Origin of the sequence: Pseudoxanthomonas sp. Root65 (genome assembly GCF_001427635.1) — a bacterium.
GTDB lineage: Bacteria > Pseudomonadota > Gammaproteobacteria > Xanthomonadales > Xanthomonadaceae > Pseudoxanthomonas_A.
This window is the reverse complement of the sequence record NZ_LMHA01000001.1, coordinates 1,442,004-1,455,340: the sequence shown is the minus strand read 5'-3', so window position 1 is coordinate 1,455,340 and position 13,337 is coordinate 1,442,004. Positions and strand designations below refer to the sequence as shown.

Annotated in this window: 5 protein-coding genes; 3 read left to right on the top strand and 2 right to left on the bottom strand. The window is 68.1% G+C overall.

Going from position 1 to position 13,337, the window contains the following annotated elements; all coding sequences use genetic code 11:
* Positions 1-6: 6 nt before the first annotated feature.
* Positions 7-3,714, bottom strand: coding sequence for a TonB-dependent receptor (locus ASD77_RS06360; RefSeq protein WP_200947363.1), 3,708 nt, complete (start codon positions 3,712-3,714; stop codon positions 7-9).
* 5,782 nt (positions 3,715-9,496) lie between these two features.
* Positions 9,497-10,246, bottom strand: coding sequence for a GntR family transcriptional regulator (locus tag ASD77_RS06350; protein ID WP_055938945.1), 750 nt, complete (start codon positions 10,244-10,246; stop codon positions 9,497-9,499).
* Between the two features lie 124 nt (positions 10,247-10,370).
* On the opposite strand from ASD77_RS06350, the gene zwf reads away from it, so the two are divergent.
* The 3 genes from zwf (at position 10,371) to ASD77_RS06335 (ending at position 13,336) form a co-directional block, all read left to right on the top strand.
* Complete coding sequence (gene zwf / locus ASD77_RS06345; protein WP_055938942.1) at positions 10,371-11,849, top strand: glucose-6-phosphate dehydrogenase; 1,479 nt, start codon at positions 10,371-10,373, stop codon at positions 11,847-11,849.
* A gap of 88 nt (positions 11,850-11,937) precedes the next feature.
* Positions 11,938-12,651 (top strand): 6-phosphogluconolactonase, encoded by a 714-nt coding sequence (gene pgl, locus ASD77_RS06340; protein ID WP_082563150.1) that lies wholly within the window; start codon positions 11,938-11,940, stop codon positions 12,649-12,651.
* Between the two features lie 166 nt (positions 12,652-12,817).
* Positions 12,818-13,336 carry a c-type cytochrome gene (locus ASD77_RS06335; protein WP_055938939.1) on the top strand — a complete coding sequence of 173 codons (519 nt, stop codon included), beginning with the start codon at positions 12,818-12,820 and terminating at the stop codon, positions 13,334-13,336.
* Position 13,337: the final 1 nt, after the last annotated feature.

The window sequence follows — 13,337 nt, the reverse complement described above, 5'->3', positions numbered from 1 at the left end:
AACCTGTCAGTAGGTGCCGACCAGGTTGAGGAACCAGCCCTTGTGGTCGTAATCGAAGTCGGTCAGGTCGTCGCTGAACTCGGTGAAGTTGTAGCCCACGCCGATGCGGAAGTTCTTGCCGAGGTCGCGATCGACGCCCACCAGGAAACCCTGGCGCGTACCGCCATCGTCGACATCGAGCCAGCGGTATTCCGCCAGCGCGTGCCACTTCGTGCGCAGGTCGTAGCGCACCTGGGCTGCACCGAAGGTGGTGGCCGAATCCAGCCACACGCCGGTGCCGCGCCCCAGGCGCACTTCGCCTTCGCGACGCGCCAGCTTGCCGGCGAACTCCCAGCGCTGGTCCAGCTTGTACACGCCCTCGAACGAGAGGATCTGTGACTTCTGGTCGTAATCCGCGCCGCCCACCTGACCCAGCGTGGCCAGGTCGTACAGATAGGTGTAGCGACCGTACAGGCCCCAGCGCTGGTTGTTCCAGGGACGGTAGGCGAAGCCCACGTTGCCCTCGATGAAACGCGCGCTGGCCAGCGGATCGAGTTCGTCCTCGGTGTCGGCGTAATTCAGGCGCGCCGCGATGCGCCAGCTTTCGTTGATCTTGTGCGTCAGGCGGTGGGTGCTGACCCACTGCTCGCGCTGCTCGGCGCCCTGGTCTTCGCGCCATTCCAGCTTGCTCTGCCAGTCGGTGTCCGGTGAGGTGCGGCCGCCGGAGATGCTGATCGCGCGCCGGTCGATGGTGCCGCCGGCGGTGTTGGTGAGCTCGCCATCGGACAGCGTGAAGCCCAGGTTCCAACCCTGCGCGGGATAGAAATCCATGCCGAACGTGTGCGCCAGCCCCGACTCGTTGCGCTCCTTCAGGAACTGGCTTTCGTTGTACAGGTTGACCTGGTTGGACAGGCGCCAGCGCTGGCCCAGCGTCCAGCCGTTCTGCGCGCTGCGGTTGAACAGCGACTCGTAATCGGTGGTGTCGGTGGAGTAGGTGTAGGCGCCGTAGACCGAGTGCTCCGCGGTCAGGCGATGCTCGGCATTGACAGTGGCGCCTTCGCCGCGATCGCCGGTGGTGACTTCCGCACCCACCGACGACTGATTGCCATACAAGTACTTGCCGCCGAGCGTCAGCGCGTTGTTGTCGGCGTACTGGCCGCCGTCGTCGTCCAGCGTCACCTGCCCGATGCCATACAGTTCCAGCGCGCTGCCGAAGCGGTGCAGGTACTTCAGCGCGCCCAGCGTGCCGGCGGCATCGGCCAAGGTGCCTTCCTGGTCCACACGGCGCAGCTCGGCACTGAACGTGCTGGCGTCGTTGACGCGCCACTCCAGCGTGGCCTGTGCCTGCGCCAGCGATTCCGCACCGCTCTCGGCGCGGGTGTAACGCGTGTACAGGCCCAGGTTGGGCGTGAACTGGCCCAGCAGCTCGGCGCCGTACTCGGTCACCGGCCGGCCGGTGTCGTAGCGGGAGATGGAATAGCCGGCGCTGGTGTTGCGCCACCAGGCGCCCACGCTCCAGTCCTGCTCGGTCCAGCCCAGTTCCTTGAAGTTGGCGCGCGCTTCCAGCGACTTGGCCTCGCCCTCGCGGAACAGCGCGGTGTCGTTCTGCTGGATGAAGCTCAGGCCGCCGTTGTCGGAGAAGAACACCGGGGCGCCGAACGATTCGGTCTGCGCGTATTCGGCCTTGACGTAGGTGCCCTTGCCCGCCTGCAGCGTCAGGTCGCCGGCGGCCAGCGTGTAGTCCTCGCCCGCGCGGTTCTCCTGCACGTAGGTCGCGCCGACGCCGACATGGTTGCCGAACCAGTGCTTGCCGCGGAAGCCCGCGCTGACATCGTCGGCATCGAAGCCGGACGGCACCCATTCGTAGTCCACGATCAGCCGCTGCTCGAAGCCGTCCAGCGGCGCGTCGCGCGTCAGCGTGGGGATGTTCTCGCGGGTGATCTGCGCCAGCGGACGGGTCAGCAGCACACGCCCCTGCAGCTCGTCGATCTCGTAATCCGTACCGCGCTGCAGGACCACGCGGTTCTCGGTGCGGCCAGTGGTCAGGTCACGAATTTCCAGCGTCACCACGTCCGAGCCCGGCAGCAGGTCGGTATGGCGCAGGTAGTACAGGCTGCCGCCGGTGCCGATGAACTCGTTGTGGCCCGGTGCGGTTTCCGCCTGCGAGCCGAACACGCGCAGCTCGCTGCCCGGATCGCCCCAGCGGTTGGTCGCATTGGAGCGCCAGTTCAGCGCCGCACCGTACAGCGAGCGCTGGTACTGCGCGTACTCGGTGCCGGTGATGCCGGTGCTGTAATTGCCCCACAGCGCCTGGTTCTTGTCCCAGTCCACGCGCAGGTAGAAGCGACCCATGGTGTCCACGTCGCGGTACGTCGTGGAATCGTCGCCGTAGACCGGATAGTAGAGATCCGGGTCGAGGCGGCGGAAGATGTCCTGCGGATCGGCCTCGGTGAAGCCGTCGAACAGGCGCTCCAGGTCGCGCTGGGTGGTGTCGGCCTGGGCCGTGACCAGGTACTTGCCGGCGTACTTGGCCTTGCCGTAGAACGCCAGGCGGCCGTCGCTGATGACGTCGTCCTGGTACCGGGTGTCGTTGGCGAACGCGGCGCCCGAGCCGCTGACCTTGTTCTGCGCGATGGTCACGTCGGCCAGGCCCACGCCGAAGAAGTAGCGCCCGGTGACGTCGACGTCCAGCGTGTACCCAGGCGTGGCCGACGGCGCACCTTCGCCGCCGCCCACGCCGATGTCGAAGCGGTGCCGGCCGACCGGGACCAGATACTCGGCCACGAACTTGCGCTCCAGGTCGACCGGATAGCTTTCGCCATTGATCGTCAGCTGGTCACGCTCGGGAATGTTGCGACCCTGGATGCGGATGCGCGAGCCGTACAGCGGGATGTTCTGCTGGCGCAGGCCGTTGTCGGCAAACACATTGTCCAGCAGGCTCTGCGCCTGTGCCTGTTCACCGCTCAGCGCGGTGCCCAGCGAGCGCTCAACGCTGCCACGAAGCAGGTCGGTGCCGCGCTCGGCCTCTTCCGGCGACACCAACTGCAGCGTGCGCGGATAGGTCTCGTCGAAGCTGCCGCCTTCGCCATAGGCGCGCAGCACGTAGACCAGTTCATCGCCCTTGCGGAACGGGTACTTCGACGGCAGCGCACCGTCCCAGTCCGCATGGCTGACCGCCGCAACGTCCATCGGCACGGTGGCGATGGGCTCGATCAGGTCGGCGTCGCTGCTGCGGTAGAGCGAGATCTCCAGGCGCTGGATGAAGGCCGGATAGTTGCCGCGCACATAGAACTGCACCGGCTTGGTGATGCGCTGCCCATCGAAGGCGACCATCGTGGGTGCGGACACCGACAGCTCGGACTGGCCCAGCGTGGGATCTTCCGTCGCCCAGATGACACCGCCGCCCGGCAGGTCGATGGAGAACTTGCCCATCGCCGTCGCCTTGCCCGGCTGCTCGGTCGCCACGGTCACGCGACGATCGGGCTGCAGGGCGTCGGAAGACGATCCCGCATCGGTTCCCTGCGTTACCGGTTTGTCGTAGCTGCGCGTGCGCAGGCGGAACAGCAGCCCTTCCGCGCTGCTGCAACCCTCATCCTGGCAGTCGACCGACTTTGCGGCAGTGCCGCCGCCCTGCGCGGGCGGCGCCGACGTCTGCGCCGCGGCAAGGGGCGCGGTACCGGCAAGCAGGCCGATCAGCGTGTAGTCCAGCAGCTTCATCTTCATACGCTTCTTCATGATCGGCCCCCTCACTTGCGCACGCCGACAGGGGCGGTCGGATCGTTGCTGGCGTCCACGCGCACCTTGGCGCGCACCTCCGGGCTCAGACGCGTGGCGATGGCGTCGTAGACGGCCTTGGCGCGACGCATGCCCAGCGCCGTGTTGTACGCGTGGGAACCACGCAGGTCGGTGTGGCCGACGATGGCGATGCTGCCGCCACCGCGCTTCTCGAGCGACGCCGCGATCTTGTCGAGGAGGGGCGTGAACTCGGGACGGATCACCGCCTTGTCGGTGTCGAACAGCACGGTGCCCAGCAGGGCACCGCCCTCGTCGACGCCCACGACCAGCGAGCCCGGGTCGTCGACGTTGCCGCGTGCACTGACCACCAGCGCCTTCGCGGCCTGGTCGTCCAGCTTGGCCAGCAGCGCCGTCTTGACCGCTTCGGCACGCTGGAAGGCCAGGCCTTCGCTGTCGCCGTTGGCGTTGATCACCACTTCACCGCCCCGGTGCTTGCGCACCTGCGCGGCCATCGCGTCGATGACCGGCAGGTATTGCGCACGCACCTCGGCGCTGCCAGGGGCGAAGAACACGTCGCCCAGCTCCAGCTCCACCTGCTCGACGCCGCCTTCGATCACCTGCTCCGGCAACTTCACGCCGAAATCGAAGCGGACCGGCACACCGGGGGTGATCCGGCGCAGCAGCGGGTTGTCGGTGGTGAACTCGGCACCGGCCGGCAACGTGGACGGATCGACCTTCAGGATGAAGTTGCGACCGCGCTCCCACGCGCCGCCCGACATGCCGGCCAGGTGGTAGCGGCCGTACTGGTCGGTTTCGATCAGCAGGCCTTCCACCGAGGCGATGCGCACGCCGGGGATGCCGCGCTCGTCGATGCCGGTGTTGCGGATGATGTAGTCGACCACATAGCCACCCTCACCCTGCGACACGCGGCGCTCGACCGTCGGCGTGGCGGCATTCAGGCCCTTGGCCGCATCGCCGGACTGCTCGACGCGGGTATTGCCTGCCGCATCCATGCGCACGGTGACGCCCTGGTCGCTGGTCAGCACGAAGTCGTCGGTGAAGCTGGCCTCGCTCAGGCGCTGGCGGATCACCACGTCCTGCGCGTCGGCCGGCTCGGCCACCGACTGGCGGCCCGCAATCGCACCCACCGCGATGCCATGCAGCATCGGCGAGCTGGCATCCGGCTCCGGCTGCGGGCCGGCGCCACGGTCCACCGTGGTGGAGTTGGCGATGTAGGCGCCCGGCGCGAAGCCACCCTGCACCTTGACGCCACTCAACGCAGCGCTGTCCTGCCAACCGTCGCCATCGCGGTCGTTGAAGACCGTACCCATCAGCAGGCTGTCGTCGATCAGCGAATCCGCCGTCAGCACGACTTCCGCCGTGGCCACGTTGGAGACCGGATCATCAGTGCCCGAACGCGCCTGCGCCTGGTTGACGTGCGTGCCCGGGCGGACACCGGCACCGACGCGCATCACGTAGACCAGCGTGGCGGTTTCGCCCGCCCGCACGTCCACGCCTTCGATGCGGATCGGCTGGCTGCCCGACACCGTCGCCATGCGGTCGGCATCGCCGGCCACCAGCGAGCCTTCGACATAGCTGAAGCCTGCCGGCGGCGTGTCGGTGATGCGGCCGCCGACCAGGTCGGTACTGCCCACGTTCTCGACGGTCAGCGTGTAGCGGACGAGGTCGCCGATCTTCACTTCGCGCGCACCCGCCGTCTTGCTGAGGCGGATCTCGGGCAGGTCGACCTGGTGCTCGGTGCTGCAGCTCTGGCAGGTCGGCGGATCGCCGGTCGGGTCACCGCTGCTCGCCACGACCACGTTCGACACGCGACCGTTGGCCGAGGCATCGACGGTTGCGGTGTAGGTGAACGTATGCATGCCCACCGCAGTACCGGCCGGCAAGGTGCAGGTCAGCGTGGTGCCGCTGTACGCGCAGCCCGCAGGCATCGCGCCCAGCGTCAGGCCCGTGCCGGGAGTATCGACTAGCGTTACCGCCGCGCGGGTGGCCGCCTGGCCAACCTGGACGGACAGCACGTAGGTGATCACTTGGCCCGGTTCGACGGTGGTGCCATTGGCCGGATCGGCGCTCTTGTTGACCGTGATGATCGGCGCCGCGACTGGCGTCTCGACATCGCAATCCGTCGCACAGACCGGATTGTCGTCGCTGGTGCCCACCACGGCGTTACGGACCACGCCGGAGGCCTGTGGCGTCACTGTCGCGGTATAGGTCACCTCGTAGACGCCCGGTGCCGTGCCCGTCGGCAGCGTGCAGACCAGCGGCTGGGTGCCCGTGCACGCATAGGCCCCTGCGTTCGTCACTGCCCCCAGCACCAGGCCGTTGCCCAGCGTGTCGGTCAGCGTCAGCACGCCCGAGGTCGGCGCGGCCGCCACCGTCGTGGTCAGCGTGTAGGTCAGCACATCGCCCGCCACGACCTGGGTGCGACCTGCCGGTAACGTCACGGACTTGCCGTAGCTGATGATCGCCGGCAGCGGCTCGGTCACGATGGTGTCGGTCTGGCAGGTGCCCTGGCAGGTCGGCGCATCGTCGCCCGTCGCGACCACGGTGTTGCGCACGAAGCCCGTGGCCAGATCGTTGACGATCGCGGTGTAGGTGACCGCGTAGGTGCCCGGCACCGTACCGGCCGGCAGCGTGCAGACCAGCGGACTGCCCGCGCCACAGCTGAACGCGCCTGCGTTCACCGCACCCGGCGTGAGCCCCTGACCCATGGTATCGGTCAGTGTGACCGGCGCCGTCGTCGCCGCATCGGCCACCACCACCTGCAGCGTGTAGGTCAGCGTGTCGCCCACCGAGACTTCGGTCTGGCCTACCGGCAGGGTGACGGATTTGCTGTAGGACACGACAGGGTTGTCGACCGGAGTATCGATTGTCGTGATGCACGCCGGATCCGTGCTGCCCGCCGGGCAGATCGGAGTCGTCGCGAACGCGGTATTGCGGATGGTGCCCGCGTCGGCATCGGCCTGGGTCACGGTATACGTGCCGACCAGCTGGCAGGTCGCGCCCGACGCCACACTCGCGCAGGTAACGCTGCTCGGCGTGGTCAGCGGATCGTTCACCGTCACGTTGGTCAGGGTGGTGTTGCCGGTGTTGCTCAGCGTCACCGTGTAGGTCAGCACGTCGCCCACCGCGACTTCACCGCCCGTGCTGTCGCCGGTCAGTTCCTTCACCAGGGTCTGCGACGGGGTCTGCGCGATCGGCGTGCTCGTCGTGTCCGGCGGCGAGGTCACCGACGGACCCGTCGGCGGCGTGCCCGTCGCCGTCGCACTGTTGTTCACCACACCGGCATTNGCGATCGGCGTGCTCGTCGTGTCCGGCGGCGAGGTCACCGACGGACCCGTCGGCGGCGTGCCCGTCGCCGTCGCACTGTTGTTCACCACACCGGCATTCACTTCCGCCTGCGTGATCGTGTGCGTGCCCGTGCAGCTCGTGTTCTCACCCGGGGCCAGCGTCGTCACCGCGCACACGGCCGCCGCGTCAAGCTGCGCGTCGTCCACCACCACGCCCGTGATCGTCACGTTGCCCGTGTTGGTCACCACGAAGCTGTAGGCGATCGTGCTGCCCGCCGTGCTGCCCGACGGCGTACCGGCCGTCTTCTCGATCGTCAGACCAGGCGCCGAGGCGATCTTGGTCACCACGAAGCTGTAGGCGATCGTGCTGCCCGCCGTGCTGCCCGACGGCGTACCGGCCGTCTTCTCGATCGTCAGACCAGGCGCCGAGGCGATGATGACCGTCGCGATGGCGCTATCGCATGTCGGGGGCGTCGTGGCCGGGCTGGTGCAGATCTGGTACGGATAGCCGTAGGTGCCTGCGGTGGTGTTCGGCGCCACGCTGATGGTGCCATTGGCATTCATCGCGATGCTGCCGGCCGACGGCGTCGGCGCGGTGCCCGGCGTCAAGGTGACGTTGGTGCCGATGACGGCGGCTACATTGTTGGTGGTGTCGTTGACGATGACACTGGTTGTGGTACCGCCGGTGGCGGCCACGTTGTAGCTGTCGGCGATCGCATTGATGACCGGCTGGACAGGCGTCTGGACCGAACTCGTGCAGCGGGTGCTGGCCGGGCACGTCGGATCGCCACCTCCGGTAACGGTTGCGGTGTTCGTCAGACCGGGGGCCGGCGCTGGTGCCGTCGGCGTCACCGGAATCACGAAACTCCTGCTGGCATTGGCGGCCAAGCCCGCCGCCACGGTGCAGGTCACGGTCTGGCCGGATGCTGTACAGCCGGCCGGCAGCGTGCCAATGGTCAGGCCAGTGGGAACCGCATCGGTGATCGTCGCAACGGCTGTCGTGGCCGCAGTGCCCGTGTTGGACACCTGCAGCGTGTAGCTGGCTGCCACCTCAACCGTGAAGCTGGCGCTGCTCGCCGTCTTGGCCAGCGTCAGCTGCGGGCGGTTCACCGCATTGGTGACCGTGCTCGTGCAGCGCGCATTGGCAGGACAGGTGCTGTCGCCGCCGCCACTTATCGTGGCCGTGTTGGTAACGTTGGCGGCAGCTGCCGTGGTCGGCGTCACCGGAATCACGAAGCTGGTCGTGGCGTTGATCGCCAAGCCGGCGGCCACAGTACAGGTCACCGTCTGGCCCGAGGCCGTGCAGCCAGCCGGCAGCGTGCCGATCGTCAGGCCTGTCGGGATCGTATCGGTAATCGTGGCCACCGCCGTCGTGGCGGCCGTGCCCGTGTTTCGGACCGCCAGCGTGTAGCTGGCCGCGGCGCCCACCGTGAAGGCACCCGCACCCACACTCGCCGTCTTGGTCAGCGTCAGCTGCGGCGCCACCACGGGCGTGGGGCCGACACTGCTCGTGCAACGTGCCGCGGCCGGGCAGGTGCTGTCACCGCCTCCGGATACCGTGGCCGTGTTGGTCAGCGACGTGCCGTTCAAGCTGGCCTGCGGCGTCACCGGGATCACGAAGCTGGTGCTGCCACCGGCGGCCAAGCCGCTGGCCACCGTACATGTCACCGTCTGGCCCGAGGCCGTGCATCCGGCCGGTAACGTACCAATTGTCAGACCTGTAGGGATCGTGTCGGTGATCGTCGCCACGGCCGTCGTGGCCGAGGTGCCCGTGTTGGACACCTGAAGCGTGTAGCTGGCCGCCACGCCCGCCGTGAAGCTAGCGCTGCTGGCGGTCTTGGCGATCTGAAGCCGCGGCGCCACCACGGCGACATTGACGGTCGAGGTGTTGTTGGTCGTGTTGGTATCCACCACCGTCGCGGGCAGCGTCACGGTGGCGGTGTTGGTGACCTGGGTTTGCGCGAGGGACGGTGCCGCGAACGCGCCACAGAGAGTCAGTGCCCCCACAACAAGGGCAGAGCGGCTCTTCTGGGCCAAACGACGAAATGGAGTCGAGACGTACACGGTGGTCCCTTACGCTGGATCGGGAGTGAGGCCAGCCGGGACTGCCTCCCCCAAGGCTGTCTTGAAAGTCGTATCGCTCGCGGGCAGGCATCTAGGACCTGTCTGCGCGGGCATACGTCACAAATCGCGCTTCATTCCCTGAAGCGGACATCTCTCACACAAAAATGAGACGCCTATTACACATTCACTTTAATTTAACGTCAACTCGTTGGCGTCAAGAGGTAAACGCGTGAACTTCATCACAGAAGATCCGGACGTTGACGCCAGAATCCCGCCAGTCCCGACAAAAGGACCCTGACGACGGACCGGCGGCGCCCCTGATCGCGCATGACAAAGGGCACCCCGCCGGTCCGGATCAGGACAGGCAGGGGGCGGGAAGGGCGGAAATTGCCGGCCTGGCCGGCGAGGGATCAGTCGCTCTGCAGTTCGGCGACGAAGTCGTAGGCGTCGCCGCGGTAATACGACCGGGTGGATTCCACGACGCGGCCGTCCTCGAGGAAGGCCCGGCGCTCGACCAGCAGACCGGGCGCCCCGACCGGCAGGTCCAGATGGCGGGCCGCCTCTTCATCCAGGGCCACGGCACGCAAGCGCTGCAGGGCGCGACGCGGGCGGTGCCCGTGCGCATCCAGCGCTTCATATAAAGATGTGGTGACGCTCTCGGGGTCCGGCAGCAGGGCATAGGGCACGAGCGTGCGCTCGATGGCGATCGGGGCGCCGTCCACATGACGGAGGCGGTACATGCGCACCACCCCGCTGCCCGGCGACAGGTTCAGGGCCATCGATTCTTCGGGGGTGACTTCGCCGACCGAGCGCTCCAGGAACTTCACCTGCGGGTTCAGGCCGCGCTCGCGCAGGTCGTCGGTGAAGCTGGTCAGGCGCGAGAACTGCCGCAGGATGCGCTCGGCGACGAACGTGCCCGCGCCCTGGCGCTGCACCAGCAGACCACTTTCGATCAGCCCGGCCAGCGCCTTGCGGATCGTCACCCGCGACAGATCAAGCAGCTGGGCCAGGTCGCGCTCGCTCGGCAGCGCCTGTCCGGGCCGCAGCACGCCCGCATCCATCAGGTTTTGCAGCGCGCGACGCAGGCGCAGGTAGGCCACGGCGCGAGTGGACTCGCCCGTCTGCAGCCGCTGGTATTCCTCGAGCAGGTTCGTTTGCATGCGAATCAAGATACCAGTGAGGTACCAATGTCGCAACAATTCCTTTAGAACACCGGACCTGTTGGCATCGCCTGGTAACGCGGTGGTATTGTTGTCGCCTCACTCCTGCTGCACCGAGACGCCCGTGACCGCGAAGACCCTGCCCGTCGACACCTTCGATCTCGTCATTTTCGGTGGCACCGGCGACCTGGCGCTGCGCAAACTGCTGCCGGGCCTGTTGCGGCGCTACGCCGACGGCCAGATTCCCGAGGACAGCCGCATCCTCGGCGTGGCCCGCGACAAGCAGGGCGATGCCGAATACCAGGCCAAGGTCGGCGAAGCCCTGGCCCGCCTCGCCGCCAGCGACGAGACCCTCAAGGCCAAGCTGCCCGCCTTCCTGCAGAAGCTCGGCTACCTGGCGCTGGATGCCACCAAGGACGAAGGCTGGGACGATTTCGCCGCCCGCCTGCAGACCACCGGCGAGCGCATCCGCGTGTTCTACCTGTCCACCAGTCCCACCCTGTTCGTCGCGATCTGCGACCGCCTGCGCGCGCATGGCCTGAATACCGGCAACGCGCGCGTGGTGATCGAGAAGCCGATCGGCCACGACTCGGCCAGCGCCGCGGTCATCAACGACGCCGTCGGTAGCGCCTTCGCGGAGAACCAGATCTTCCGCATCGACCATTACCTGGGCAAGGAGACGGTGCAGAACCTGCTGGCGCTGCGCTTCGCCAACATCCTGTTCGAGCCGCTGTGGAACGCCAGCCGCATCGACCACGTGCAGATCACGGTGGCCGAGACCGTCGGCCTGGAGAAGCGCGCCGGCTATTACGACACCTCCGGCGCGTTGCGCGACATGGTGCAGAACCACCTGCTGCAGCTGCTGTGCATGGTGGCGATGGAACCGCCGGCCGCCCTGCAGGCCGATGCCGTGCGCGACGAGAAACTCAAGGTGCTGCGCTCGCTCAAGCCGATCCGCGGCGAGGACGTCGCCCACCTGTCCGTGCGCGGCCAGTACCGCGCCGGCGCCAGCAGCGGCGCCGCCGTGCCCGGCTATCTGGACGAACTGGGCAAGCCCGATTCGCGCACCGAGACCTTCGTGGCGCTGAAAGCCGAAGTCGACAACTGGCGCTGGGCCGGCGTGCCGTTCTACCTGCGCACCGGCAAACGACTGGCCGAGCGCGTGTCGGAGATCGTCATCGCCTTCAAGCAGATCCCGCACTCCATCTTCGAAGACAGCGCCGGCCCGGTGATGGGCAACAAGCTGGTGCTGCGCCTGCAGCCGGACGAGGGCGTGAAGCTGTGGATCATGATCAAGGATCCCGGCCCGGGCGGCCTGCGCCTGCAGCACGTACCGCTGGACATGAGCTTTGCCGAAGCCTTCGGCGTGCACCAGCCGGAAGCCTACGAGCGCCTGCTGATGGACGTGGTGCGCGGCAACCAGACCCTCTTCATGCGCCGCGACGAAGTGGAAGCCGCGTGGGCGTGGATCGACCCGATCCTGGCCGCGTGGGAGACCCAGCGCGACGCCCCCAAGACGTACACCGCCGGCTCGTGGGGGCCCAGCGCCGCCGTGGCCCTGGTCGAACGCGACGGCCGCACCTGGCACGAAGACACCGTCTGACGTTGCCGGCCCCGCCCTGCGGGGCCTTCATCCGGCACCCCGCGCCGGCCTGCCTTCCCCCGGGAAGCCCCCACTCCCGAGACCTGCCATGCCCCCCACCGATCTCTCGCTGCAGATCCAGCTGCACCCGTTCCCGGACGGCGACACCGTTGCCTCCGCGCTGGCGCAGGCGGTGGCCGACGACCTGCGCGCCGCGCTCGCCGAACGCGGCCACGCCAGCGTCGCGCTGTCCGGCGGCACCACCCCGCGCCGCTTCCTGCAGGCGCTCTCGCAGCAGCCACTGGACTGGCCGAACGTCACCGTCACCCTGGTCGACGAACGCTGGGTACCGGACGACCACGACCGTTCCAACGCACGCCTGGTGAAGGACCACCTGCTGCAGCATGCGGCCTCCGAAGCCCGCTTCGTCCCGCTCCATCGCGCCACCGCCACCCCGGACGAGGCCCTCGCGGACGTGGCGGCGGACCTGCCGCCGACACTGGATGTGGTCGTGCTGGGCATGGGCGGCGACGGCCATACCGCGTCGTTCTTCCCCGGCGGCGACCGGCTGGCCGAGGCGATGGACCCGGCCACCCCCGCCACCGTCCTGCCGATGCGCGCGCCCGGTGCCGGCGAACCGCGCATCACCCTGACCCTGCCGGTGCTGCGCGATGCCGGCCACCTCTACCTGCACATCGAAGGCGGCGAGAAGCGGCAGGTCCTGCAGCAGGCGCTGTCGGGCCAGGGCAAGGGCGCCGGCTATCCCGTCCGCGGCGTGCTGCAGGCCCTGCGCGCGCCACTGCAGGTCTATCTGGCGCAGTGACCGCCACGCCCCGGTGTTGAGGCAAAGACGGCCTCACTGCTTATAATGCGCCCTTGCCCGCGGCGTCCCGGCGCCCGGTCCCGCCCGGATCGCGCAGCGCGTTGTCCGTCGGCCCCCGTTTTCGTAGCCATGCACGGCCCCGCGGCCGTGCTGCCAAAGGTGGAAAGTGCGTAACTACGACCTGGAATTCCTCAAGCATTTCTCGATGGTGATCGGCTTCCTGATGCTGGTCACTGCCGGCCTGATCGTCGGTGCGTACTTCCTGCATGACAGCATTCCGCCGGAAGTGAACCCCAAGACCGTGCAGATCACCGAGGCGCGCATCGCCCCGGCCGGTTCGGTCTATGCCGGTGAAACCGGTGCCGCCGCACAGGCCGCCGCAGCGGCCGCCGCCGCTGCCGCTGCCGCCTCCCAGGTCGCCTACGGCGGCACGCTGGACGGTGGCGAGATCTACAAGAACCTCTGCGGCGCCTGCCACACCAACGGCGTGGGCAAGGCGCCGATGCTGACGGCCGCCGGCATGGGCGCACGCGCCAGCAAGGGTGTCGAGACGCTGTACAAGCACGCCATCGAAGGCTTCACCGGTCCGGACGGCGGCATCATGCCTCCGAAGGGCGGCAACCCGGCGCTCACCGACGAACAGGTGCAGGTCACCGTCGACTGGATGCTGGCCAACAGCAAGTAAG

What these genes read in the sequence shown, in the direction of transcription:
- ASD77_RS06360 (WP_200947363.1), bottom strand. Translation starts at nt 3,714, where the DNA reads ATGAAGAAGCGTATGAAGATGAAGCTGCTGGACTACACGCTGATCGGC.
- ASD77_RS06350 (WP_055938945.1), bottom strand. Translation starts at nt 10,246, where the DNA reads ATGCAAACGAACCTGCTCGAGGAATACCAGCGGCTGCAGACGGGCGAG.
- pgl (WP_082563150.1), top strand. Translation starts at nt 11,938, where the DNA reads ATGCCCCCCACCGATCTCTCGCTGCAGATCCAGCTGCACCCGTTCCCG.